Source organism: Rudaeicoccus suwonensis (assembly GCF_007829035.1).
Classification (GTDB): domain Bacteria; phylum Actinomycetota; class Actinomycetes; order Actinomycetales; family Dermatophilaceae; genus Rudaeicoccus; species Rudaeicoccus suwonensis.
This window is the reverse complement of the sequence record NZ_VIVQ01000001.1, coordinates 1,284,079-1,309,271: the sequence shown is the minus strand read 5'-3', so window position 1 is coordinate 1,309,271 and position 25,193 is coordinate 1,284,079. Positions and strand designations below refer to the sequence as shown.

Sequence of the window (25,193 nt, the reverse complement as noted above, 5' to 3'; positions counted from 1 at the left end):
GTTCACTAGGAACGGCTCGGGTTTGCAACCGGAGACACCGAAAGCCGCCCGGAAAGGCGTTCTTCATCGGTGTCGGAGATCGTCGCGGGCGCCGGTGCATGGCTGAACACCGGGCCTTCCTCCTCGTCATGACGGCCCAGGATGTTGAACATCACGTTGAGAAGGACCGCGACGATGGCCGCGGACGTGATGCCGGATCCGAAGATGGTCTGGAACCAGATGGGCATCTTGTCGTAGACCGTCGGCTCGACGATGGGCGCCAGACCAAAACCCAGTGCCGACGCGACGATCACGATGTTGGCGTTGCCGGAGAAATCCACCTCACGCAGAGTTCGTATGCCGGAGGCCGCGACGGTGCCGAACAGCACCAGGCCCGCGCCACCGAGCACCGCAAGAGGTACGGCGGCGATCACAGCACCCAGCACGGGGAACAACCCCAGCAGCACGAGGATCAGGCCACCGACGGCCACCACGAACCGGCTGCGGATACCGGTGATCGCGACCAGTCCGACGTTCTGCGCGAAAGCACTGAGGGAGAAACCGTTGAAGACTCCCGCGACCGCGGTCGCCATCGTGTCCGCGCGCAGTCCTGCGGTGACCGTGTCGCGGTCGGCGGGCTTCTCGCAGACCTGGCCGAGCGCGAGCACGTCCGCGGTCGCCTCGGTCATGATCACCAGCATCACCACGACCATCGAGATGACCGCGCTCACCGTGAAGGTCGGGGTGCCGAAGTGGAATGGCGTCGGCAACTGGAACGTCTTCGCGTGGCTGATGGCGCCGAGATCCGCCATACCGAACGGCATGGAGATCACGGTGCCGACGATCAGGCCGAGCAGGATCGCGATGCGCCCGAAGAAGCCGGGCAGAAACCGGTAGATCAGCACGACGATCACGAAGGTGACCAGTGCCATGCCGAGGTTCTTGCCGGACCCGAAGTCCTTCGCGCCGACTCCCCCGGCAGCCCACTGCACTCCGACCGGGATCAGCGACAGACCGATCATGGTGATGACCGAGCCGGTCACGACCTCGGGGAAGAAGTGCAGCAGGCGGGTGAACACCGGTGCGATCAGGAATCCGAAGACACCGGCGACGATGAGCGCTCCGTAGATCGCCTGCAGGCCCTTGTGCCCGCCGCCGGCCGTGGCACCGACGGACAGCATCGTGGACACCGCGACAAACGAGGTGCCCTGCACGATCGGCTGACGTGCACCGACCCGCCAGAAGCCGATGGTTTGCAGCAGGGTGCCGAGCCCGGCACAGAACAACGCCGCTGAGACCACGTAGATCGTGTCGGACTCCGACAGCTTCAGCGCTCCCGCGACGATCAGCGGGACGGCCACCACCCCGGCATACATCGACAGGACGTGTTGCAGGCCGTACATCACCGACTGGGGCGCCGGCATGGTCTGATCGACCGGGTGCTTTGCCTGGGTCTCAGCGACGTCGTTCACGAGCTCACCAGGCCTGGCCGGGATCGTATGCCCCGGTGGCGTCGACGTCCTCGCTGCGTTTGATCGTTGCCTCGATCAAGCCGTACGGCCGGTCGTCGGCGTGGTGCACCTCGCAGTTGTTCTCGACGCCGAACGGGCTGAGGTCGAGCACGAAGTGGTGCTTGTTCGGGCAGCTGAATCGGATCTCGGAGACGTCGGATGCCGCGTCGAGCACAGCGGTGCCCATCTCCCACAAGGTTGCCTGCAGGGCGTAACTGTAGGCCTTGGCGAAGCTGCTGGTGATGGCGTCCTTGACCGCTGCGAACGACTCCGCCCACTGCACGTCCACGCCCTCGTGGGCCCACTGGGCCGTGACCGCGGTGGCCATGATGCGGTCGTTCGTCGGCTGCAGGGTGGTGTATCTGTCCTGGTAGAAGCCGTGGAACTCCGAGTCGGTGGTCTTCAGGACGGTGAGTTCCTTCAGGCCGCTGACCACGGTGGTACCGGCCGCGTTCTTGGTCACCGTGGCGGTGCGGACGTAATCGCCGTTCTTGACGAAGGCGTGCGGGTGGCCGTGCGCGCGCTGCCACGGGAAGGCTTCGATGATGATGCGCGCACCACTGACCTGCGGCACGTCGTCGACGAAGTGGTTGGCGAGCGCGAGCCCGAACGACTCCGGCTCACGAACGGCCTCACCGGCCTCCTTGGCGAAGGAGTTCACGGTGTTCTTGCAGGCGTCGGTCGTGAGGACCTTGGCCTGGTCACCGGTGATGTGCGCGTCGGCGAAATCGCCGGTCAGCGACACCGACACGTTGTAATCGACGAGATCATGGGGGGCGCTCGCGTCGTCGCGGAACACACGGACGACGTGAATCTCGGCTTTGCCGTACTGGTTATGGCCCAGGACATAGGACATGGGTGGATCAACTCCCTCGGTAGGTGGAATAGGCGAACGGACTGAGCAGCAACGGCACGTGATAGTGCCGTTCTTCGTCGACGACGAAGGTGATCGCCACCTCGGGATAGAAGGCCCGGACCCCGGCGCGCTCGAAATACGCACCGGTGGCGAAGACGATGCGGAAGGTTCCCGCGGGCAGCCCGTCCGGGACCAGCCGCGGGATCCTCCCGTCATCGTCTGTGACCCCGGATCCGATGGATTCCCAATCGGATCCGGCGCCGGTTTGAGTGAGCACCTCGACCTGTATGCCGGGTGCCGGCACGCCCTCGACCGCGTCGAGGACGTGTGTGGACAGTGATGAAGCCATCAGCGCAGGGCGCCTTCCAGTCGAAGGTGGGTGATCTGGCGCAGCTGCTCGCGCACTTCGGCGAGTTCGGTGGTGTCGTCGTTACGCAGCCGCCGCTGCAACTCCTGCAGCATCTGCTGAGGCGTCCTGCCTGCGGCCCGGATCAGGAAGACCCGGTCGAAGCGCTGCTCGTAGTCGATGTTGCCCTCACGGATCGCTGCGGTGACGGCGCCGTCCGCATCGGCCATCGAGGCCTGCTCGGAACGCGACAGCCGGGCCCCGGCGTCGGAGCCGGCGACCCGGTCGCCGATCCGTGGGTGCCCGGCCAATGCCTCCCGCAGGTCGCTCTCCACCAGGTGCGGAAAGACGGCGTCGGAGGTGTCCAGCACAGCATCGACGTCGGGGAAGGGTCGAGCTGCCGACATCGACGTGGCCCAGCGGGAACTGGCGCACAGGCTCAGCAGCGCGGCAGTAGCGCCCGCCGTGTCCGCCGCGTTGAACGAGTCCAACGAATTCCATATGATGGAATCATCATTCCGCATGAAGAAATAGTGCTGCGCCAATTCGGCGCTGTCAAGGGGTTTCGGACAACTCGTGCGGCGAGATACCCGTCCGGCGCGTCAGGCCAGTTGCGCCGACAACCGCGTAGCGACGTCGCGCAGCACCGGCAGAGCCCGCGCCTGCAGCTCCTCGGTCATGCGCGACTGCGGTCCGGAGATCGACACCGCAAGATGCGCGCTCGGGCTGGGTACCGGCGCCGACAGACACACGACGCCTTCCTCCATCTCGCCGAACTCGCGTGCGATGCCCTCGCGACGCACACGGGCAAGCTCGGCGATGAAGTCGTCCTGCGAGGTGATCGTGGCGGGGGTGACCGCCGGCATCCCGACCCGCTGCAGGATGCCGCGGACGCGCTCGTCGGTCAGCTGGGACAGCAGCGCCTTGCCTGCGGCGCGGCAGTGCGGGTGCACGTGGCGGCCGAGCTCGGTGAACATCCGCATGGCCTTGGGCGATGGGACCTGACCGACATACACGAGCATGTCGCCGTCGAGCGCCGCGAGGTTTGCGGTCTCCCCCAACTCGTCGACCACCTTGGCCAGTTCGGCATCGCTCTGCGATCCGAAGACATCGCGGGCAGTATTGCCCAGTGGGATCAACCGGGACCCGAGGGCGTACCGCCGGTCGGGCAGTTGTCGCAGATAGGAACGGTCGACCAGGGTGCGCACGATGCGATGGATCGTCGGCATGGGCAGCTGCGACGCGGCACTCATATCGATCAGAGCCATCTGGCCGCCGGCGGCGTCGATGATCTCCAAGATGTCCAGCGCACGTCCGACCGACTGCACGCCCGAAGTGCGCGTCTGCTGCGTCATCGTCTCTCCCTTTCGCCGGCGCCACGGGGCGACCGACCTGTCGATTCCACTGTGCGGAAGTTTACGCACATTTTTGGCAACACGGGTTTCACTAGCGTTTCCATAATGCGGAATGTAAAGTCCACATCACAAAATGGTTCTTCCAGCTGAGAGGCCCGGCCCCATGACCGACTTCCTGACCGATCTCACCGACCGCATGAACGCGCGACTGGACACCGACGATGCGGCATACAGGCGGTCCTACCCGGGCGATCCCGTCACGCGCCGGCCCGTGCACACGGTCTACCTGCCTGCCGACCGCTTCGACGCGGACGTCGTCGCCACCTGGGGGCCGACTGCGCGAGGTTTGCTGCAGCGGTTCGCGCCCGATGCCGCGACGTTGGCAAGGGCCACCGGCCGGGCCGAAGCTGAGGTGCAGCAGGTGTATCCGCGACTGCTCGCGAAACTCGAGAACGATCCGATCGAAGACCTTCGCGTGGATTTCGAGGACGGCTACGGGCGCCGCTCCGACGACATCGAGGACGCCCATCTGACTGCGGCCGTCGAGGGCCTGCGGTCGCTGCGGGAGCTCGGATCCCTGCCGGCCTGGTGGGGCATCCGGTTCAAGTCGTTCGAGGGGCCGACGAGGGCGCGCGGATTGCGCACGCTGGTGCACTTCCTTGATCGCTGGGCCGAGGACGGCCGCCCGGCCGGTATGACGCTGACCCTGCCGAAGGTGACCTCGGTCGCGCAGGTCGAAGCCATGGCGGAAGCATGCGGGGTCCTGGAAGAGCGCTACGGAATCCCTTCCGGCACCATCACTTTCGAGATCCAGGTCGAAACCGCGCAGGCGATCATGGCCGCATCCGGTGAGGCGGCCGTTGCCCAGATGGTCCATGCGGCGGGAGGCCGGGCAACTGCCCTGGTCTACGGCACCTTCGACTACAGCGCCGGCATGGGAGTGGCTGCGGCATATCAAGCGGCTGACCACCCGGCCGCCGATCACGCCAAGGCCGTCATGCAGGTCGCGGCGGCCCAGACCGGAGCCACCGTGTGCGACGGATCGACCAATGTCGTGGCCTTCGGCGACGAGGCCGCCGCGCACGCCACGTGGCGACTGCACACCGATCTGGTCGACCGTGCTCTGGTGCGGGGGATCTACCAGGGCTGGGACATGCATCCGGGCCACCTGGTGTCGCGTTATCTGGCGACGTACTTGTTCTTCCGCCGCGCGATGCCGGACGCCTGCTCGCGACTGCGCGCCTACCTGCAGCGCATCGAGGGCGACGTGATGGACGAACCCGCGACGGCGCGCATGCTCGCCTTCGCGCTGCTGCGCGGCATCCACTGCGGTGCCATCGACCTCACGGAGGTCGAGGCAGCCAGCGGACTCGACCTCGCCGGACTGACCGCTTTCACGCACTGACGGACCCCTCTTGACCTTCCATGGATCCAGTGCCACTATTCGTCATACGGAATTATGATTCCATTATACGGAATATCAGGAGATCAGATGAATCCCGACCGACGGTGGGCCGTCAACCTGTCCATCCTGTTCACCGAACTGCCGATGCTCGACCGGCCGGCCGCGGCCCGCGAGGCAGGCTTCACCGAGGTCGAGACCTGGTGGCCATGGGCGACCGCAACCCCTGAGCCCGCCGACGTCGACGCCTTCGTCGCAGCAATCCAGGACGCCGGGGTGCAGCTGATCGGGCTCAACTTCTTCGCCGGCGACATGCCAGGCGGTGAGCGTGGGCTCTTCTGCCAACCGGACCGCGAGGCCGAACTCAGCGCCAACCTGCCGATCGTCGCCTCCATCGGCGAGCGTCTCGGCTGCCGCGCGTTCAACGCGCTCTACGGCAACCGCCTGCCTGCCGATGATGAAGCGGCAGCCGACGCCTACGCCGCCGGTGCGCTCGCCGAGGCGGGCCGAGTCGTCGAACCGCTCGGCGGCACGGTGCTCATCGAGCCGGTGAGCGGCAGCCCGGCATACCCGATCAAGACCGCCGCCGACGCGATCGCAGTCATCGACCGTGTCGCTGCCGAGCACGACGTGCACAATCTCGGCTTTCTGTGCGACCTCTACCACCTGGCCGCCAACGGCGACGACCTCGACGTGGTCATCGACAGGTATGCCGCACGGACGGCTCACGTGCAGATCGCCGACCTGCCCGGGCGCGGCGAACCCGGCACCGGCGAACTCGACCTCGACCGGCATCTCGACGCACTCGTCGCGGCCGGCTACGACGGGGCGATCGCCCTGGAATACAAGACGACGTCCACCACCGTGGACGGTCTGGATCAGTGGCTGCCGCGCGAGGCTCGCGCCGGCCGCTGACGTCACCACCCATCGTTTCATCGATCCACCAGGAGCCAGTCATGTCACAGACGATCGCCTTCATCGGCCTGGGAATCATGGGTAATCCCATGGCCGTCAACCTCCAACGCGCGGGCTTCACGGTGCGCGGCTACAACCCACCACCGGCACGCACCGACGCACTGGTCGAGGCCGGCGGCACTGCCACCGACTCGCTGGCCGAGGCGGTGCAGGGCGCCGACGTCGTCTGCGTGATGGTGCCGGACTCCCCCGACGTGCAGGATGTGCTGCTCAGCGAGGACGGCGTTTTTGCCCACGCAGCACCCGGCACCCTGGTAATCGACTTCTCCTCGATCCGCCCCGATGTCACGACCGGCCTTTCGAAAGTCGCCGCGGAGAAGGGCTTTCGGCTGATCGATGCTCCGGTCTCCGGTGGTGAGGCCGGTGCCAAGAACGCCAAGCTGTCGATCATGGTGGGCGGCGCGGCCGACGACTTCGCTGCCGCTCGACCCGTGCTGGACGCCGTCGGCACGACCGTCGTCCACGTCGGCCCTGCCGGCGCAGGGCAGACCGTGAAGGCTGCCAATCAGTTGATCGTGGCCTGCAACATCGAGGTCCTCGCCGAGGCCGTGGTCTTCCTGCAGGCCTACGGCGTCGACCTCGGCGCGGCGCTCGACGTGCTCGGCGGCGGTCTCGCCGGCAGCGCCGTGCTGCAGCAGAAGCGCGGCAACATGTCGCAGGACTCGTTCGAGCCCGGATTCCGGATCGACCTGCACCACAAGGACATGGGCATCGTCACCTCCGCCGCACGCGAGGCGGGAGTCGTGATCCCGCTCGGGGCGAATGTCGCCCAGCTGATGGCCTCGGCACGCGCCAACGGCGACGGCAGCCTCGACCACAGCGCCCTGTTGCGCGGCGTGCGACGGTTGTCCGGCCTGTCCGAGGGAGGTGCGGAATGACCCGCATGCGCGCCGTCGACGCGGCCGTCCTGATCCTCGAAAAGGAAGGCGCCACACAGCTCTTCGGTCTTCCGGGCGCTGCGATCAACCCGTTCTACAGCGCGGTGCGTGACCACGGTGGCCTGCACCACGTGCTGGCCCGCCACGTCGAGGCCGCCTCGCACATGGCCGACGGTTACAGCCGTGCGCGAGCCGGCAACATCGGCGTGTGCGTCGGCACCTCGGGCCCGGCCGGCACCGACATGGTCACCGGGCTGTATGCCGCATCCGCGGACTCCGTGCCGCTGCTGGCGATCACCGGCCAGGCCCCCGTGGCCAAGCTGCACAAGGAGGACTTCCAGGCGGTCGACATCGCAACCATCGCCGGCGCAGTCACGAAGTGGGCCGTGACGGTGATGGAGCCGGGCCAGGTGCCGGGCACCTTCCAGCAGGCCTTCCACCTGATGCGCAGCGGTCGGCCCGGGCCGGTGCTGATCGACCTGCCGATCGACGTGCAACTGGCGCAGATCGAGTTCGACATCGACACCTACGAGCCGATGCAGGTGTCGAAACCGGCCATGACCTCGGCCCAGGCGCAGCGTGTGCTCGAGATGCTGGCTGCCGCAAAGCGACCACTGATCGTTGCCGGTGGCGGCATCATCAACGCCGACGCGGGTGACCGGCTGATCGAATTCGCAGAGCTGACAGGCATTCCGGTGGTTCCCACCCTCATGGGTTGGGGCAGCATCCCCGACAACCACCCGCTCACCGCGGGCATGGTGGGCTTGCAGACATCGCACCGCTACGGCAACGCGACCTTGCTGGCGTCCGACTTCGTCCTCGGCATCGGCAACCGCTGGGCCAACCGTCATACCGGATCGGTCGAGACCTACACGCAGGGCCGCACCTTCGTGCACATCGACATCGAGCCCACCCAGATCGGCCGCGTCTTCGCGCCCGACTACGGCGTGGTCTCCGACGCCGGAGCCGCACTGGACGCACTCATCCGGGCCGCTCGGGAACAAGCTCTGCCGGACCGCAGGGAGTGGGCCGACGACTGCCGTGCCCGCCGGGCGACCCTGCAGCGCAAGACCAACTTCGAGGTGGTGCCGATCAAGCCGCAGCGGGTCTACCAGGAGATGAACAAGGCCTTCGGACCAGAGACGCGATACGTGTCGACGATCGGCCTGTCCCAGATCCAGGCCGCGCAGCTGCTGCACGTCTTCAAACCGCGCCACTGGATCAACGCAGGTCAGGCCGGTCCGCTCGGCTGGACCGTGCCGGCGGCCATCGGTGTCGCCACCGGCGCCCCGGACGACACCGTCGTCGCCCTGTCCGGTGACTACGACTTCCAGTTCCTCATCGAGGAGCTCGCGGTCGGTGCACAGTTCAACATCCCCTACATCCACGTCGTGGTGAACAACGCCTACCTCGGGCTGATCCGTCAGTCCCAGCGCGGCTTCGACATGGACTACTGCGTGCAGTTGTCCTTCGAGAACATCAACTCACCCGGCCTGGGCAACTACGGCGTCGATCACGTCAAGGTCGCGGAAGGCTTGGGCTGCAAGGCAATTCGCGTCACCGAACCCGACGACATCCGGCCCGCGCTTGAGCAGGCCAAGAAGCTCATCGTGGAGTTCGAGGTGCCGGTGATCGTCGAGGTCATCCTCGAGCGGGTGACAAATGTGTCGATGGGCACCGAGATCGACAACGTCGTCGAGTTCGAGGATCTCGCGCAGAGCGGCATCGACGCACCGACCGCAACGATCGCGCTGCTGGACTGACAATGACCACAGATCGCGCAACCGGCGCCGGCACGACCACACTGGTGTCATGAGAGTCGTCCTGGCCGTCGACAAGTTCAAAGGCTCCATGCCGGCGAGCGCGGTCGCACGTCATCTCGCCACGGGTATGACGCGCGAGCGGTCCGGCCTCGACGTGGTCGAACTCCCCATCGCCGACGGGGGTGACGGCACGGTCGACGCCGCGGTCGCGGCCGGATACCGGCGTGTGCCGGTCACGACCACCGGACCGACCGGTGCGGTCGTCAGCGCCAGTTACGCGATGCTCGGCGCTCGCGCCGTCGTGGAGCTGGCATCCACCTGCGGGCTGCAACTGCTGCCCGCAGGTGGATCCGCGCCCATGACCGCCTCCAGCCGGGGTGTGGGCGAGGCGATCCGTGCGGCTGTCGAAGCTGGCGCACGCGAGGTCGTCGTCGGTCTCGGCGGGTCGGCGAGCACGGACGGCGGCGCCGGAATGCTGCAGGCTCTCGGCGCCGCGCTCCACGACGAGGACGGCGGTGACATCGCCCCCGGCGGTGCCGGACTCGCCGCCATCGCACGTATCGACCTGTCTGGCGTCCACGACCTGCTGCGCGACGTGCGTCTCATCGTCGCCAGCGATGTCAGCAACCCGCTGCTGGGCGACGATGGCGCCGCCGCGATCTACGCACCGCAGAAGGGCGCCGATCCCGAGCAGGTGCGTGTCCTGGAGCTCGCTCTGACCAGATTCAGCAACGTGCTGGCCGCCACTGCCGGAATCGGCGAAATAGCCTCGCAGGCAGTCACTTTCGCAGGTGCCGGCGCAGCCGGCGGCTGCGGTTACGCCGCATTGCTGATCGGCGCGGCGTTCCGTCCCGGTATCGACGTGGTGTTGGAGCTGTGCGATCTTGCCACCGTGCTCGACGGAGCGGATCTGGTCGTCACCGGCGAGGGATCGGTGGATCGGCAGAGCCTGAACGGCAAAGCGCCCATCGGCGTCGCCCGTGCCGCGGCGACCGCGCACGTGCCGGTCGTCGTCGTCGGCGGCCGGATCGAGTTGGACCACGAAACGTTGGCCGAGCACGGAATCCAAGCGGCATACGCTGTGATCGATCTCGCGCCCGACGCTGAGACCTCGATGCGTGACCCCGGCCCCTACCTGGAACGCATCGGCGCCGCCATCATCCACGACCGAAGGACGTCATGACCCACCACTTCGATCTGGTCGTCCGCGCAGCGCGCGCTGTCGTCGACGGCGTCGAGCAGCCCGCGACGATCGGCATACACAGCGGTGTGATCGCGGCGATCAGTCTCGGCGGCGACACAACCGGCTGGACGGCGACCTCGAGCGTCGACCTGGCTGCCGACGAGGTGCTGTTGCCGGGAATGGTCGACAGCCATGTGCACGTCAACGAGCCGGGGCGCACCGACTGGGAGGGCTTCACGACCGCCACCAGAGCCGCCCTGCGCGGTGGCACCACGACGATCATCGACATGCCGCTCAACAGCCTGCCGCCCACCACAACGCTCGAGGGCCTGCAGATCAAGCGGGCGTCGGCGGCACCTCAGGCGTTCGTCGACGTCGGCTTCTGGGGAGGCGCCGTCCCCGGCAATCTCGAGGAACTCGAAAAGCTCGACACCGCAGGCGTTTTCGGCTTCAAGTGCTTTCTTGTCGACTCGGGTGTGCCGGAGTTTCCGCCCCTGTCTCGCGAGGAGCTGCGAACCTACCTCGCCCGCTGCGCCGAACTCGACGCGCTGCTCATCGTCCACGCCGAGGATGCCGCCGCACTGGACTCGGCACCACCGGCTGCCGGGCCGAAGTATGCCGACTTCGTGGCGTCCCGACCCGACGAGAGCGAGGTCACCGCGATCGAGTCGGTGATCGCCGCGATGCGCGAGACGGGCGGGCGGGCGCACATCCTGCACCTGTCCTCCGCGAAAGCGCTGCCCGCCATACGGGCTGCGAAGGCCGCCGGCCTTCCGCTCACGGTGGAGACCTGCCCGCACTACCTGACCTTCACCGCCGAAACCATCCGCGACGGCTCGACCGCGCACAAGTGCTGTCCGCCGATCCGTAGTGATGCCAACCGAACTCAGCTGTGGGATGCGCTCGCCGACGGCACGATCGACCTGGTCGTCAGCGACCACTCCCCCTGCACCGTCCACCTCAAGCAGTTGCAGAGCGGCGATTTCGGTCAGGCCTGGGGTGGGGTCGCCAGCGTGCAACTGGCACTGTCGGCGGTCTGGACCGAGGCACGGTCACGCGGTTTCGCATTGACCGATGTCGTCCGGTGGATGAGCACCGCCCCTGCCGACCTGGTCGGCCTGACCGACAAAGGCCGCATCGCCGTCGGCGCAGCCGCCGACCTGATCGCCTTCGCGCCCGACCATCACCACCTCATCGACGCCGCGACGCTCGAGCACAAGAACAAGCTCACGGCATACCAGGACCTGACCCTCGACGGCGATGCCCGGCGCGTCTGGCTGCGCGGCCGTCAGGTCACGATCCTGGACGACCCGCACGGCACCCTGCTGACGAAAGGCTCCTGACATGACCTCCTACGCAACCCCGGCCGGTGGCCTGCCGCCGCAGACACAGCTCACCACCGACCGTGCCGTGTTCACCGAGGCGTATGCCGTGCTGCCGCGCGGGACCATGACCGACATCGTGACCAGCCTGCTGCCGTTCTGGGACAACACCCGGCTGTGGGTCATCGCGCGGCCGCTCACGGGTTTCAGCGAGACCTTCTCGCAGTACATCGTCGAGGTGTCCCCCGGCGGTGGCAGCGACCGTCCCGAGCTCAACCCGGCGGCCGAGGGCGTGCTGTTCGTCGTCGAGGGCGAGTTGCGTCTGACACTGGACGGCAACGCTCACGCGCTGACTGCGGGCAGTTACGTCTTCGTCCCGCCGGCGGCACAGTGGACACTGCACAACGACAGCGACGCGACGGCGACCTTCCACTGGATCCGCAAGCGCTACGAGGTCGTCGAGGGCATCGACGCGCCGCCGGCTTTCGTGACCCACGACAGCGAGGTCGTGGGTGGCGAGATGCCCGGCACGGATGGCGCCTGGACCACCCAGCGCTTCGCCGACCCCACCGACATACGGCACGACATGCACGTCAACATCGTCAACTTCGAACCCGGCGGCGCCATACCGTTCCCGGAGACGCACGTCATGGAACACGGTCTGTACGTCCTGGAGGGCAAGGCGGTTTACCTGCTCAACCGTGACTGGGTCGAGGTGCAGGCGGGTGACTTCATGTGGTTGCGCGCGTTCTGCCCGCAGGCGTGTTACGCGGGTGGGCCCGGGAGATTCCGCTACCTGCTCTACAAGGACGTCAACCGCCACGCCCTGCTCAACCTGCCGTGACAGCAACCGTATAACCGACCCACCTCGCTACTCACAAGTCAGGGACCCCCGCGGGCCCACAGCGACTCGCGGGTAGAAGATGGAATGAATGACGCCGCCGTCGCAGCCGCACGCGGCGCCCATGTGAGAGGAGCCACTCATGGCGCGTGAGGACGCAGGACCGATCCTCAATGGAATCCCCAGCCAACTGCCGGATATCGACCCTGAAGAGACCCAGGAATGGCTGGACTCGCTCGACGGGGTGATCGACGAAGGCGGCCAGGCACGGGCGCGCTATGTGATGCTCAAGCTGCTGGAGCGGGCACGTGAACGCCAGATCGGCGTCCCTTCGCTCACTGCCACCGACTACATCAACACGATCGCGCCGGAGGCCGAGCCATGGTTCCCCGGCGACGAGGATGTCGAGCGTCGTTATCGCGCCTGGCTTCGCTGGAACGCCGCGGTCATGGTGCATCGCGCTCAGCGCCCCGGCGTCGGCGTGGGCGGTCACATCTCGACCTACGCCTCGGCGGCAACGTTGTATGAAGTCGGCTTCAACCACTTCTTCCGCGGCAAGGACCACCCCGGTGGCGGCGACCAGATCTTCATCCAGGGCCACGCCTCGCCCGGCATCTACGCCCGTGCGTTCCTGGAGGGACGGCTGTCCGAGGACCAGCTCGACGGCTTCCGCCAGGAGAAGTCGCACATTGTCGGCGGCCAGCGGATGGGGCTGCCCAGCTACCCGCACCCGCGCAACATGCCCGACTTCTGGGAGTTCCCGACGGTGTCGATGGGCATCGGCCCGATGAACGCCATCCACCAGGCGCAGTTCAACAAGTACCTGGCGGGTCGCGGTTTCAAGGACACCAGCCAGCAGCACGTGTGGGCCTTCCTCGGCGACGGCGAGATGGACGAGCCGGAGTCCCGTGGTCTGCTGCAGCTGGCGGCCAACGAGGAGCTCGACAACCTCACCTTCGTCATCAACTGCAACCTGCAGCGCCTCGACGGCCCGGTGCGCGGCAACGGCAAGATCATCCAGGAGCTGGAGGCGTTCTTCCGCGGAGCCGGTTGGAATGTCATCAAGTGCATCTGGGGCCGCGGGTGGGACCCGCTGCTGCACGCCGACCGCGACGGTGCGCTGGTCAACCTGATGAACACCACCCCCGACGGCGACTACCAGACGTTCCGCGCCAACGACGGCGCCTACGTCCGCGAACACTTCTTCGGTCGCGACCCGCGCACCCGCGAGATGGTCAAGGACTGGTCGGACGAGGACATCTGGTGGAAGCTCAAGCGCGGCGGGCACGACTACCGCAAGGTGTATGCCGCATACCGCGCCGCCACCGAGCACCACGGTCAGCCGACGGTCATCCTGGCCAAGACCATCAAGGGCTACAGCCTGGGCACCCATTTCGCCGGCCGCAATGCCACGCACCAGATGAAGAAGCTGGCGCTGGACGACCTGAAGAACTTCCGCGACTCGCTGCACATCCCGATCAGCGACCAGCGCCTTGAGAGCGACCCCTACCTGCCGCCGTACTACCACCCCGGCGAGGACGACGAGGCCATCCAGTATCTGCGCGAGCGGCGCAGCAAGCTGGGCGGCGGGGTGCCGAGCCGGCGTCATACTGTCGCAGCCCTCAAACTGCCCGACGACAGCGCCTACACGGTCGCCAAGAAGGGCTCGGGCAAGCAGGAGGTCGCCACGACGATGGCCTTCGTGCGCATCCTGAAGGACCTCATGCGCGACAAGGAGTTCGGCAAGCACGTGGTGCCGATCATCCCGGACGAGGCCCGCACCTTCGGCATGGACTCCTTCTTCCCGACGGCGAAGATCTACAACCCGCACGGGCAGAACTACACCTCCGTCGACGCCGAGCTCATGCTGGCGTACAAGGAGGCTCGCGACGGGCAGATCCTGCACCTGGGCATCAACGAGTCGGGCTCGGTTGCGGCGTTCACCGCGGCAGGCACGTCCTACGCGACGCACGGCGTGCCGATGGTGCCGATCTACATCTTCTACTCGATGTTCGGTTTCCAGCGGACCGCCGACTTCATCTGGGCGGCCTCCGACCAGATGACCCGCGGCTTCCTGGTCGGTGCAACCGCCGGCCGCACCACGCTCACCGGCGAGGGCCTGCAGCATGCCGACGGCCACAGCCACCTGATCGCGGCGACGAATCCCGCTGTCGTTGCTTACGATCCGGCATACGGCTATGAGATCGCGCACATCATGCAGGACGGTCTGCGCCGGATGTTCGGTGACAACCCTGAGGACCTCATCTACTACCTCACGGTCTACAACGAGCCGATGAACCAGCCCAAGGAGCCCGACGACGTCGATGTCGACGGGATCCTGCGCGGCATGCACCGCATCTCCGCCGGTTCCACCGAGGGTGTCGGCGACGACGCTCGCCGGGTGCAACTGCTGGCGTCCGGTGTCGGCGTGCCGTGGGCGCTGGAGGCGCAGCAGTTGCTCAAGGACGACTTCGGCGTGGTCGCCGACGTCTGGTCGGTGACGTCGTGGACCCAGCTGCGCCGTGAGGCGATGGAATGCGACGAACAGGCCTTCCTGCACCCCGATCAGGAGCGCCGCACGCCCTACGTCACCCAGCGCCTGCAGGACGCACCCGGTCCGGTGCTCGCGGTCTCGGACTGGAGTCGTGACCTGCAGGACCAGATCGCGCACTGGGTGCCGCAGGAGTATGTCGCACTCGGTGCCGACGGCTTCGGCTTCAGCGACACGCGTGCGGCCGCACGACGGTTCTTCCACATCGACGGACCGTCGCTGGCGGTGCGCGCCCTGCAGGCGCTGGCCGACCGTGGCGAGCTCGACGCCGGTGTACCCGTCGAAGCGACCCGCAAGTACGACCTGCTCAACGTCAAGGCAGGCACGTCGGGCAACGCCGGCGGAGACGCCTGACCCATGACGCCGGATGACGTCGTCCGGACCGAATTCGGGTCCGGAGGACGCCGAGGTTACGACCCGCGTGAGGTGGACGACTTCCTGGACGAGGTCGTCCACCGCATGCGCGGCGGAAAGTAGCCACGAGCACGTGGGCGGCAACTCGCGCCTGCGCGCACCATCCGGAGTGGTTGACCGGGCTGTCGGCTCATGCCTGCTGCGTCAGGCGAAGACTTCGGCCCGCGCGAGCACCGCAAGGTCGGCGTGGTCGCTGATCAACGCGTCGATGCCGGCCCGCACGAACGTCGTCATCTCCCCCAGCACGTCGCCGTAGTCGCCGGCTCGGTCGCTGGAGCGGAAGTTCGTCGGCAGGAAGGCGTTCTCGGCACGGAAGGTCCACACGTGCACCCGCAGACCCGCCTCGTGGGCGTGGCGCACCAAGTCGGTCGGGCCACCCAGCGAACCATCACCACGTCGCGGGATCACCATGTCCTTCTCAGGCCCGACGGCCGTGATCCAGGTCGCGAGTCGGCGCAAGGACGTCGGGGTGAGCAGTTCGTCATACGTCGGCTCGTCCGCGCCCCCGCGCAGATCCACCGGCACCTCGCCCGTCGCGGCCAGCAGCACCGACGGCGCCTGCATTCCCAAGTCCGCCCGCAACCGGATCAGCGCTGTCGGCTCGAAGGTCATCACGAAGACCGGACCGCCGACCCGGTCGACACCCGCAGCACGCAGTGCGGCCAGCATCGGTTCCTCCAACGGCAGCCCGATCGAACGGTGGTGGGCCGGATCCTTCAGCTCGACGCTGAGTCCCACCGTGCGTCCGAGTTCGTCGGACAGCCGAGCGCGCAGTCGCAACAGTTCCTCGAAGGTCGTGATGCGAAAACGGCGTTCGTAGATCGTGTTCGACTGCCGCAGGTCGGCATAACGCTCGCGCACCCACAGCGTCTTGACCTCCGCGAGCGAGAAGTCGCTGTAGAACCAGCCGGACTTCTCCTGCCCGGCAACACGCCGCGTCGTGCGACGTGCAGCGAACTCCGGCCGCTGCGCAACATCCGTCGTCGCCGACATCTCCAAGTCGTGCGCGCAGACCAGCACGTGATCGCCGGTCGACACCAGATCCGGTTCGAGCGAGTCCGCGCCCAGCCGCGCCGCGAGCTCGTATGACGCGAGAGTGTGCTCCGGACGGTACCCACTGGCGCCGCGGTGGCCCACGACCATCGGCGGACCGCCGATCGAAAAAGTCGAGGCGATGTCGCGTCGCTGTCTCGTGGCCGTCGTTGGCATCTGACACTCATCCCGTTCGTCGATCGTCGTCGTACGCGAGCACCAGTCGACTGCTCCGGTTCGACGGCACGGCATCCGCGAGACAGCATCGAGCCGACCAGTGGGTGAACGCTGGTCGTCGCAGACCTCGCAGCTCGCGCGGCCGCGATCGACATCTCGTCGCACTCGTGGTCCGGTGCTCCGGCGGCGCCCGAGCCCGGCCCAGGCGCCAGCGGCGCCACCTGTGCACGTTCTCCAAATATGCTGGCCTGCGTGACGTCACCGACGACCCGCGAACGCCTCGAACGGCAGGCCGGTCAGCTGTCGACCGCTGCCATCGCCCGGCTGGAGGCCGGCTTCGACTGGTATCGCGAGCTGAGCGCGGACGACCGATCGTGGGTGGGCCTGATCGCCCAGGCCGGGATCGGCGCCTTCATCGACTGGTATCGCGATCCGACCTCGGCAGCACCGATGACGATCGACGTCTTTGCCACGGCCCCGCGCGACCTCACCCGCTCGATCGCGTTGCAGCAGACCCTGGAGATGGTTCGCACGGTCATCGACGTCGTCGAGACAGAGGTGCCCTTGCTGGCCGCGCCCGGCGAGGAGCAGCAACTGCGTGAGGCGGTGCTGACCTACTCGCGCGAGATCGCGTTCGCCGCCGCCCACGTCTACGCCCAGGCGGCGGAGTCACGGGGCGCCTGGGATGCCCGGCTGGAGGCGCTCGTGGTCGACGCGGTGCTGCGCGGCGAGGCCGACGAGTCGCTGCGTTCGAGGGTCGCAGCGCTCGGCTGGGACGAGGTGCGCGGCGTGACGGTGGTGGCCGGATCAGCGCCGTCCGGCTCCGGCAGCGAAGCGCTGGAACGCTTGCGGCACAGTGCTTCCCACGCCGGACTCGTCGCCCTGGGTTCTGTGCAGGGCCGCATGCTCGTCACGATTCTGGGCGGTGTGAGCGATCCGGTGGCGACCGCCGCGCAGATCCAGCACCTGTGGGGCGCCGGGCCGGTCGTTGCCGGTCCGCTGGTCCCCCACTTGTATGCCGCAGGCCGCAGTGCCCGTGCCGCTCTGTCCGGGTATGCCGCAGCGCCCGCGTGGCCGGACGCTCCACGACCGTGCCTGGCGGAGGAACTGCTGGCCGAACGCGCTCTCGCCGGCGACGGCCGCGCTCGCCGCGGCCTCATCGATCGTGTGACCCGGCCCCTTGCCGACCGCCCGGCGTTGCGCGAGACGATCGCGGTCTATCTCGACCACACCAACCTGGAGGCGACGGCTCGCCTGCTGTTCGTGCATCCGAACACTGTCCGCTACCGGCTGGGCCGCGTGACCGAACTGACCGGCTATGACGTGACCAACCCGCGCGACGCTTTCAGCATCAGGCTGGCGATGGCTTTGTCACGATTGTGACCTGCGTCATACTGCACTGCTCGTAGCACCCGGGACGTTGCCCAGAGTTGTGGAACTCCTACAAAACCTGGTCACCAGCTTGGTCGGTTTCGGTGACCTCGTCACAGCCGACCATGCACGAGAGTGGTCCTGTGCTTGCGATCGTGTGCCCCGGACAGGGCTCCCAGAAACCCGGCTTCCTGGCCTCATGGCTCGAACTCCCCGGCGTGCGCGACCAGCTGACCTGGCTGTCCGCCACTGCCGGCATCGACCTCGTGGCACACGGCACCACCTCTGACGCGGACACGATCAAGGACACCGCAGTCGCTCAGCCCCTGCTCGTGGCCGCCGGTCTGGTGACCCTGCCCGCGGTCGTCGGGCACGACACGGCACTGTCGGGTGTCGTCGGCGTCACCGCCGGTCACTCCGTCGGTGAGATCACCGCGTCCGCCGCGGCAGGTGTCATCTCCGGCGAGCAGGCAATGGTCTTTGTGCGCGAACGCGGCCGACTGATGGCCCGGGCCAGCGCCGTGACCCCGACCGGCATGACGGCGGTTCTCGGCGGCGAGGTCGACGACGTGTTGCACACGCTGGCTTCCCACGGCCTGACCCCGGCGAACATCAACGGCGCCGGTCAGATCGTCGCGGCCGGCACCCTCGACCAGCTCGCCGCGCTCAAGGACGCGCCCCCGGCGAAGGCGAAGGTGATCCCGCTCGCAGTCGCCGGCGCATTCCACACCCAGCACATGGCATCGGCGACCGACACCCTGGCGGGTTACGCCCGGGCGATCGGTACCCACGATCCGCGCATCCGATTGCTCAGCAACAAGGACGGCGCCGAGGTCACCGACGGCACAGAGGTTCTCCGGCGCCTGGTCACCCAGGTCAGCAGCCCGGTGCGATGGGACCTCACCATGAAGACGATGCGGCAACTCGGAGTCACCGGTCTGATCGAACTCCCGCCGGCCGGCACCCTCGCCGGGCTGGCCAAGCGCGAGCTGCGCGGTGTCGAGATTCTGGCGCTGAAGTCCCCGGACGACCTCGACGCGGCCGCCCGGATGATCCGCGACCACGCAGCACCGGCTACCACCGACGACACGACAGCAGGTGCATGATGGCTCCCTCACCGAAGAACACCGGCACGCTGCAGGCCAGCATCGGCGCACGCTTCGCTCGCATCATGGGCGTCGGCGGCTACCGGCCGGAGCGGGTGATCACCAATGAAGAGGTCTGCACCTGGATCGACTCCTCCGACCAGTGGATCCGCGAACGCACCGGCATCGTCAGCCGTCGCTGGGCCGCGCCCGAGCAGACCGTCATCGACATGGCCGAGGCCGCCGCGTTGCCTGCCCTTGAGATGGCCGGCATCCGCCCGGATCAGCTGAGCGCAGTGATCGTGGCGACCGTGACCCATCCCTACCAGACCCCGGCCGCAGCACCACTGCTCGCGACGCGCATCGGGGCCGAAGGCGTGCCGGCCTTCGACATCTCGGCAGCCTGCGCCGGCTATTGTCACGCGATCTCACTGGCATCGGACATGGTCAGAGGCGGCAGCGCCGAGCATGTCCTGGTCATCGGCGTCGAGAAACTGTCCGACTTCACCGACAAGCACGATCGCGGCACCTCGTTCATCTTCGCCGACGGAGCCGGCGCCGCCGTGGTCGGACCGTCCGATCACGCCGCGATCGGCCCGACCGTCTGGGGTTCGGACGGCAGCCACTGGGAGACCATCGCTCAGCGCACGCCGTGGACCGACGTGCTCGACCGTCTCGACACCCCCGAGGGCGCCGCCGAAGCCGCCGAGCCCGGTCACACCCGCACCGCAGTGTCGATCGGTATGGCGGGCCAGTCGGTCTTCCGTTGGGCCGTCTGGTCGATGGCACCAGTCGCGCAGAAAGCCATCGACGCTGCCGGAATCACCGCCGACGACCTCGACGTCTTCATCCCGCACCAGGCGAACATGCGCATCGTCGACGCGATGATCAAGCAACTGAAACTGCCGGCCGACATACCTGTCGCGCGCGACATCAGCGAGACCGGCAACACCTCGGCGGCCTCGATTCCGCTCGCGACCGAGCGGATGCTGCGCGAGGGTGAGGCGCCGCACGGCGGGCTCGCACTGCAGATCGGCTTCGGTGCCGGGCTGGTCTACGCCGCCCAAGTGATCGAACTGCCCTGATCGGCATACAGGCACCCGCGGCCCGGCGGGAAATCCGGGTCAGCCCGATTGAAAACTGTTCAAAAGCAACACTATTCAAGGAGAACTAACATGGCGCAGACCGACCAGGAGATCCTCGAGGGCCTCGCAGAGATCGTCAACGAAGAGACCGGCGTCGAGGCTGCCGACGTGCAGCCCGAGAAGTCCTTCACCGACGACCTCGACATCGACTCGCTGTCGATGATGACGATCGTGGTCAACGCCGAGGAGAAGTTCGGCGTGCGCATCCCCGACGACGAGGTCAAGAACCTCACCACCGTCGGTGACGCGGTCAAGTACATCCAGAACGCCCAGGGCTGACCTTCTCGTGCCGTGGGGCCACCAGGCCCCGCGGCACGAGCAGCGGCACATCCGATCGATCAGATCCCAGACAACAGGAGCCATTGCATGAGCGCTCATACGCGCGTCGTCGTCACCGGCATCGGTGCCACCACCCCCGTCGGGGGTACGGCCACGGAGACGTGGCAGGGACTGCTGGCCGGCGAGTCCGGCGCGCGTCCGCTCCCGCAGGAATGGCTGGACCGGTACGAACTTCCGGTCACCTTCGCCGCGAATCTCAAGCAACCGCCGGGCGAAGTGCTCAAGAAGGTCGAGACCCGCCGCATGGACCCCTTCTCGCAGTACGCGATGATCGCGGCGCGCGAGGCGTGGGCCGACGCCGGCGAGCCCGACATCGAGCCCGAGCGTCTGCTGGCCGCGATCGGCACGGGCATCGGTGGCGTACACAGCCTGCTCGACCAGTACGACGTGCTCAAGGAGAAAGGGCCACGTCGCGTCTACCCGCTCACGGTGCCGATGCTGATGCCGAATGCCGCATCCGGCATGGTGTCACTGGAGTTCAAGGCACGTGCCGGTGCCCACACGGCCGTGTCGGCCTGCGCTTCCGGCGCGGAGTCAATGGGTATGGCGGCGGACATGATCCGTGCCGGTCGCGCCGACATCGCCATCGCCGGCGGTAGCGAAGCTGCGATCCACCCGCTGCCGATCGCCGGTTTTGCTGCGGCACAGGCACTGTCGCGTCGCAACGACGACCCCACGGCCGCCTCGCGCCCATGGGCGACCGACCGCGACGGCTTCCTGCTCGCAGAGGGTGCGGCGGTCATGATCCTGGAGTCCTACGAGCACGCAGTGGCTCGCGGCGCCAAGATCTATGCCGAATTCGCCAGCATCGGTATGTCGGCCGATGCCTACCACATCACGGCCGGCGACCCGGAGGGCGTGGGCCAGGCACGCGCCATGAACGAAGCCATCGATTTCGCCGGCCTCACGCCGCGCGACATCGTGCACATCAACGCGCACGCCACCTCGACCCCAGTCGGCGACCAGGCCGAGGCGGTGTCTATCCGTCGCGCGTTCGGAGACGCCGTCGACGGTGTGTGCCTGACCGGCACCAAGTCGATGACCGGTCACCTGCTCGGCGCCGCCGGTGCGCTGGAGGCCCTCATCACCGTGCTCAGCATCAAGGAGCGCATCGTCCCGGCCACGATCAACACGACCGAGGTCGACCCGAGCATCGATCTCGACCTGGTGCTCGGCAAGCACCGTGCACTGCCCGAGGGTGACATCGCCGCCATGAGCAATGCCTTCGGTTTCGGTGGCCACAACATCGCCATCGTGATCAAGAGCGTCTGACGCGCGACGCGCGAACGTCATACATAACGGCGCCCACCCTCTGCTTGTAAGGGTGGGCGCCGCTGACGTATGACGTTCGGAGGTTCTGCCAGACCGGTCTGGGTCAGGACACGCGGTGCAGCCACCGGACCGGGGCACCGTCGCCGGCATACCGGAAGGGTTCGAGCTCCTGGTCCCATGCGGTGCCGAGCAACTCGGCCATCTCGACACGAAACTGCTCGGGGTCCCCCTTGCTGGCAGCCAGTGCCGAGCGCAAGCGGTCCTCGGACACCACCGCATCGCCGCTTGCGGACGTCCAGGTGTGGTGGATACCGAGCGACGGCGTGTGCGACCAGCGGGAGCCGTCGGCGCCGGGGCTGGGCTCCTCGGTCACCTCGTAACGGACGTTCTCCCACCCGCGCAGCGCGCTGGCCAGTCGAGCACCGGTGCCGGGGTCGCCCATCCACGACACCTCCGTACGCACCAGATCAGGCGAGACAGGTTGCTTGATCCAGTCCACGGGAGCCGCCACGCCAAGAATGCTCTCGATAGCCCACCCGATGTGCGGGCACAGCGCTGCCGGGGTGGAGTGAATGAACACCACCCCGCGTGTCACGGCACGGGCATGTGCAGCAGACATCCGAGCCTCCTTGTCATCTCGAGGGACGTCTTCCCCAACGACCTCGATCGACGAATTGAGACTCGATCGCCTGTGCACTCGCGTGCGAGAGCTATTGTGCCGCATCCGTCACACCAGCACCACCCTCGGGTCGGTGTGACGGACGCCGCGAGAGATCAGGGCGCCGAAAGCGGCACGTTCGGACTGGCCGAGAAGGCCTCGATCGGATTCATGATGACGCCGTTGACCTCGACCGTGTACGCATGACTGACCTGAGCACAGCCCTGGGCTCCGTCGACAGTCATCGCGTAGTCGGTTGCCGACGGTTGCGCGGCCGACGACGGGGTCGTGGTGGCTGGAGTGGACGGAGAGGTGCTGGCTGACGCACTGGCCGACGGCGATGCCGAAGCCGAAGCCGAAGCGGTGGCCTTGGGCTGGGACAGGCTCACGTCGTCGGCGATCTTGGTGAACAACGCCTGAGCGTTGCCCGCCGGCACCACGACGTTCGGGTTCGGCGCGTACGGCACGTTGGGCATCGTCACGAAGGTGGTCCGGTCGCCGGGCACCTGGTTCATCTGGTAGGCCAGGCTGGTCAGGTCGGCCACGCTGCCCAGGCCGGTGTCGACAGTGATCGCCGACGTCGCAGCGTCCGCGAGCTCAACCACCTTCACCGGGTTGGTCAGCGTCGACGCGCTCTCCATGTTCCGCAGCATCGAGGACAAGAAGATGTGCTGCGCGACGGTGCGTCCGATATCGCTGCCATCACCGAAGCCGTGGCGGGTCCGCAGGAACTCCAAGGCGGCGAGGCCCTTGAGCGTGTGGTCCCCCTTCGTCAACTTCAGGTGGGAGTACGGGTCGTAGACGTTGTTGTCGACACAGACGTTCACACCGCCGACGGCATCGGACATCTTCACGACACCGGCGAAGTCGATCACCATGAAGTGGTCGATCGGCACACCCGTCAGCTGGTGCACAGCGGCCACGGTGCAGTTCGGGCCGTACTGCAGAGTGCTGTTGATCCGGTCCATGTGCGGCGTCTCAGTCGCACCCGTCGAAGGATCAGTGCAGGCCGGAACCTTGATGTAGGTGTCGCGCGGGATGCTCATCACGGTCGCGTTGCTGCGGTCGGCGGAGATGTGCACCAGCATTTCGACGTCGGCATTCGCTGCCGACGACGTTGCCGGCGCTGAGCTTGAAGCAGTTTCCGTCGATGTCGAGCAGTCACCACCGATCTTGCAGTCCTCGCTGCTGGACCTCGTGTCCGATCCGATGATCAGCAGGTTGATCGGCGTGCGGCCCTGGTTGTCCTTCTTCTCCTTGCCACCGCCGCTGGTGAGTTTCACGGTGTGCAGGTTCTTGTCCAGATGCAGGTAGAAGCCGATGCCCGCACCGACGACGACGAGCGCTACGACGAGAACTCCCGCCAGGATGCGGCGTCGCCGAACCTTGCGCCGTGCGGCCTGGCGCTGAAGCTGGCTGCGGCGCCGTCCAGGACCGGGTGATCCACTCGGAACGCCTGAGGTGTATGACGGCCCCTGTGGTCGATCCGACGGCCCCAACGGCGGCTGACCTGGGAGACGGTGGCGATCAGTCATCGAGGTACGACCGGTCGTAACGCTCCAACATCAGTTCTCCTCATTCGTCGCTGGCGGCGCGCTGCGTTGGTGGGCCCGGGCCGGGAAGGGGCAGCTTGCCGTACCCGGGCCGAAGGACGATCGTAAAGTTCCTTCGTGAGACTTTGCCGTGCGAGAACTGTGAACCAGCCGCACGTTAGGCGAGAGAAATTCACGCGACGGGCACCGCCGTCAACTCGCGACATATCGCATCATGGACCGGATCGGCGTACGGTGGTCGGACGCGGTGCCGTCAGCGCCGCATCGCCACCCCGGGAGCCCCGCACATGTTCGAGATTCCAGCTGCTGTCGAATGGATGGCGTCGCTGCTGAGCGCATTCTGCATTGTCGCGCTGTGCGCGACGGGCTTCGCCCGGCGCCCGGCGCGGCGCCGCCCCGCACGGATGGCGATCGTGCTGCTGCTGGCCGCCGCAGTGCTGTTCCGAAACAGCTGGTGGACGGTCGAGGTCGGTATGGCGCTGACCCTCGCGGCCACCGCATCGTTCATCTTCCGGTCCTATTTCAAGGTGCGCTCGGCCCTGCTGGAGTCCGTCGCGGGAGCTGTCGCGTTCGGCATCACAGCCGCCGCGCTCGGGCGGTTTCCGTGGGTGTTCATCCCGCTCGCAACGCTGGTGTTCGTGTGGTGGATCACCGGTGGTGTTGCACGCAACCGCCGCAGGCGTCTGCGCCACGAGGCGAAGAAGGCCCGTCTCGATGCGTTGCGAGTGCCCAGTGTCGACGTGCCCCCGACGAGCGATGCTGCAGCAGCCGAAGCAATGTCCACGGTGGCTGCCATGCTGGCCGACCCACGCCTGCCCGCACCCGCCCGAGAGAGTGCGGACGCATTGTTCTGGCGCTGCGAGGAGACGTTGAGTCATCTCAGCGCCGGCGGATTGACCGGCCGAGAAACCTTCGAGGTGGAGCAGATCCGTGACGACTTCGCCCCGAACGCCATACGGACCTATCTCGCCCTCCCCGCGCACACGGCGCGCACACGGCCGCTCGACGCCGGCCGCACCGGCGAAGACCTGTTGATGGAACAACTGACCTTGCTGCACGGCGCGGTCAACGAGGTGATGGCGTCAGCGAGTGCAACCCGCGATGACCAGATGCTGAGTCACTACCGATTCGTCCGCGATCGCTTCACCGCACAGGACTCGGACCTGCGGCTGTAACCCGGCTGCG

The 25,193-nt window shown here is 67.2% G+C and carries 23 protein-coding genes; 15 read left to right on the top strand and 8 right to left on the bottom strand.

The annotated features are described in order from the left end of the window. Nucleotides 1–5 precede the first annotated feature (5 nt). From BKA23_RS06020 to BKA23_RS06000, 5 genes are all read right to left on the bottom strand, one after another. Nucleotides 6–1,451, bottom strand: coding sequence for a nucleobase:cation symporter-2 family protein (locus tag BKA23_RS06020; RefSeq protein ID WP_246104481.1), 1,446 nt, complete (start codon nucleotides 1,449–1,451; stop codon nucleotides 6–8). Nucleotides 1,452–1,455: 4 nt separating this feature from the next. After that, the gene (gene pucL, locus BKA23_RS06015; protein WP_145226414.1) at nucleotides 1,456–2,346 is read right to left on the bottom strand and encodes a factor-independent urate hydroxylase; all 891 of its coding nucleotides are present in this window, start codon (nucleotides 2,344–2,346) and stop codon (nucleotides 1,456–1,458) included. A 7-nt stretch (nucleotides 2,347–2,353) separates the two neighbouring features. After that, complete coding sequence (gene uraH / locus BKA23_RS06010) at nucleotides 2,354–2,698, bottom strand: hydroxyisourate hydrolase (protein WP_425473770.1); 345 nt, start codon at nucleotides 2,696–2,698, stop codon at nucleotides 2,354–2,356. Further along, on the bottom strand, nucleotides 2,695–3,183 hold the full coding sequence (uraD, locus tag BKA23_RS06005; RefSeq protein ID WP_170226390.1) for a 2-oxo-4-hydroxy-4-carboxy-5-ureidoimidazoline decarboxylase: 489 nt from the start codon (nucleotides 3,181–3,183) through the stop codon (nucleotides 2,695–2,697). Before uraD ends, uraH begins: the two co-directional genes overlap by 4 nt. Nucleotides 3,184–3,294: 111 nt before the next feature. Next, nucleotides 3,295–4,047, bottom strand: a complete 753-nt coding sequence (locus BKA23_RS06000; protein WP_145226408.1) for an IclR family transcriptional regulator — start codon at nucleotides 4,045–4,047, stop codon at nucleotides 3,295–3,297. A gap of 163 nt (nucleotides 4,048–4,210) precedes the next feature. On the opposite strand from BKA23_RS06000, the gene BKA23_RS05995 reads away from it, so the two are divergent. The 9 genes from BKA23_RS05995 to BKA23_RS05955 all read left to right on the top strand — a co-directional run bounded on the left by BKA23_RS05995 (nucleotide 4,211) and on the right by BKA23_RS05955 (nucleotide 15,439). Next, nucleotides 4,211–5,452, top strand: coding sequence for a DUF6986 family protein (locus BKA23_RS05995; protein ID WP_145226406.1), 1,242 nt, complete (start codon nucleotides 4,211–4,213; stop codon nucleotides 5,450–5,452). A gap of 87 nt (nucleotides 5,453–5,539) precedes the next feature. Continuing rightward, a complete protein-coding gene (locus BKA23_RS05990) occupies nucleotides 5,540–6,364 on the top strand; it encodes a hydroxypyruvate isomerase family protein (protein WP_145226404.1) in 825 nt (274 codons plus the stop codon). Nucleotides 6,365–6,405: 41 nt separating this feature from the next. Next, nucleotides 6,406–7,302: a 2-hydroxy-3-oxopropionate reductase gene (locus BKA23_RS05985; RefSeq protein ID WP_145226402.1), complete on the top strand. Its 897-nt coding sequence runs from the start codon at nucleotides 6,406–6,408 to the stop codon at nucleotides 7,300–7,302. Next, entirely contained in the window at nucleotides 7,299–9,065 is a 1,767-nt protein-coding gene (gcl, locus tag BKA23_RS05980; RefSeq protein WP_145226401.1) for a glyoxylate carboligase, read from the top strand. Before BKA23_RS05985 ends, gcl begins: the two co-directional genes overlap by 4 nt. A 49-nt stretch (nucleotides 9,066–9,114) precedes the next feature. Next, entirely contained in the window at nucleotides 9,115–10,248 is a 1,134-nt protein-coding gene (locus BKA23_RS05975; RefSeq protein ID WP_145226399.1) for a glycerate kinase, read from the top strand. Beyond that, nucleotides 10,245–11,591 carry an allantoinase AllB gene (gene allB, locus BKA23_RS05970; RefSeq protein WP_145226397.1) on the top strand — a complete coding sequence of 449 codons (1,347 nt, stop codon included), beginning with the start codon at nucleotides 10,245–10,247 and terminating at the stop codon, nucleotides 11,589–11,591. The genes BKA23_RS05975 and allB overlap by 4 nt, the downstream gene beginning before the upstream one ends. 1 nt (nucleotide 11,592) lies before the next feature. Then, complete coding sequence (locus BKA23_RS05965) at nucleotides 11,593–12,414, top strand: bifunctional allantoicase/(S)-ureidoglycine aminohydrolase (protein WP_145226395.1); 822 nt, start codon at nucleotides 11,593–11,595, stop codon at nucleotides 12,412–12,414. A 139-nt stretch (nucleotides 12,415–12,553) separates the two neighbouring features. Next, nucleotides 12,554–15,316 carry a pyruvate dehydrogenase (acetyl-transferring), homodimeric type gene (aceE, locus tag BKA23_RS05960; protein WP_145226393.1) on the top strand — a complete coding sequence of 921 codons (2,763 nt, stop codon included), beginning with the start codon at nucleotides 12,554–12,556 and terminating at the stop codon, nucleotides 15,314–15,316. A gap of 3 nt (nucleotides 15,317–15,319) precedes the next feature. After that, nucleotides 15,320–15,439 (top strand): DivIVA domain-containing protein, encoded by a 120-nt coding sequence (locus tag BKA23_RS05955; protein WP_145226391.1) that lies wholly within the window; start codon nucleotides 15,320–15,322, stop codon nucleotides 15,437–15,439. An 81-nt stretch (nucleotides 15,440–15,520) separates the two neighbouring features. Here BKA23_RS05955 and BKA23_RS05950 read toward each other — a convergent pair whose 3' ends face one another. After that, nucleotides 15,521–16,585, bottom strand: a complete 1,065-nt coding sequence (locus tag BKA23_RS05950; protein ID WP_170226389.1) for a glycerophosphodiester phosphodiesterase family protein — start codon at nucleotides 16,583–16,585, stop codon at nucleotides 15,521–15,523. A gap of 252 nt (nucleotides 16,586–16,837) precedes the next feature. Here BKA23_RS05950 and BKA23_RS05945 point away from each other — a divergent pair, with 252 nt between their 5' ends. From BKA23_RS05945 to fabF, 5 genes are all read left to right on the top strand, one after another. Further along, a complete protein-coding gene (locus BKA23_RS05945; protein ID WP_246104480.1) occupies nucleotides 16,838–17,968 on the top strand; it encodes a PucR family transcriptional regulator in 1,131 nt (376 codons plus the stop codon). Nucleotides 17,969–18,099: 131 nt separating this feature from the next. Next, the gene (locus tag BKA23_RS05940; protein ID WP_145228256.1) at nucleotides 18,100–19,062 is read left to right on the top strand and encodes an ACP S-malonyltransferase; all 963 of its coding nucleotides are present in this window, start codon (nucleotides 18,100–18,102) and stop codon (nucleotides 19,060–19,062) included. Beyond that, a complete protein-coding gene (locus tag BKA23_RS05935) occupies nucleotides 19,062–20,126 on the top strand; it encodes a beta-ketoacyl-ACP synthase III (protein WP_145226386.1) in 1,065 nt (354 codons plus the stop codon). The genes BKA23_RS05940 and BKA23_RS05935 overlap by 1 nt, the downstream gene beginning before the upstream one ends. Nucleotides 20,127–20,216: 90 nt before the next feature. After that, nucleotides 20,217–20,465 carry an acyl carrier protein gene (locus BKA23_RS05930; RefSeq protein WP_145226384.1) on the top strand — a complete coding sequence of 83 codons (249 nt, stop codon included), beginning with the start codon at nucleotides 20,217–20,219 and terminating at the stop codon, nucleotides 20,463–20,465. An 87-nt stretch (nucleotides 20,466–20,552) separates the two neighbouring features. Continuing rightward, nucleotides 20,553–21,797: a beta-ketoacyl-ACP synthase II gene (gene fabF / locus BKA23_RS05925; protein ID WP_145226382.1), complete on the top strand. Its 1,245-nt coding sequence runs from the start codon at nucleotides 20,553–20,555 to the stop codon at nucleotides 21,795–21,797. A 103-nt stretch (nucleotides 21,798–21,900) separates the two neighbouring features. Here the strand turns inward: fabF and BKA23_RS05920 are convergent, their stop codons facing one another. Both BKA23_RS05920 and BKA23_RS05915 read right to left on the bottom strand, forming a co-directional pair. Continuing rightward, nucleotides 21,901–22,416, bottom strand: a complete 516-nt coding sequence (locus BKA23_RS05920; protein WP_145226380.1) for a DUF3145 domain-containing protein — start codon at nucleotides 22,414–22,416, stop codon at nucleotides 21,901–21,903. 155 nt (nucleotides 22,417–22,571) lie between these two features. After that, nucleotides 22,572–23,990: an LCP family protein gene (locus BKA23_RS05915; protein ID WP_145226378.1), complete on the bottom strand. Its 1,419-nt coding sequence runs from the start codon at nucleotides 23,988–23,990 to the stop codon at nucleotides 22,572–22,574. Between the two features lie 305 nt (nucleotides 23,991–24,295). Between BKA23_RS05915 and BKA23_RS05910 the strand changes: the two genes are divergently transcribed. Then, nucleotides 24,296–25,183: a hypothetical protein gene (locus tag BKA23_RS05910; RefSeq protein WP_145226376.1), complete on the top strand. Its 888-nt coding sequence runs from the start codon at nucleotides 24,296–24,298 to the stop codon at nucleotides 25,181–25,183. The last annotated feature ends 10 nt before the right edge of the window (nucleotides 25,184–25,193 follow it).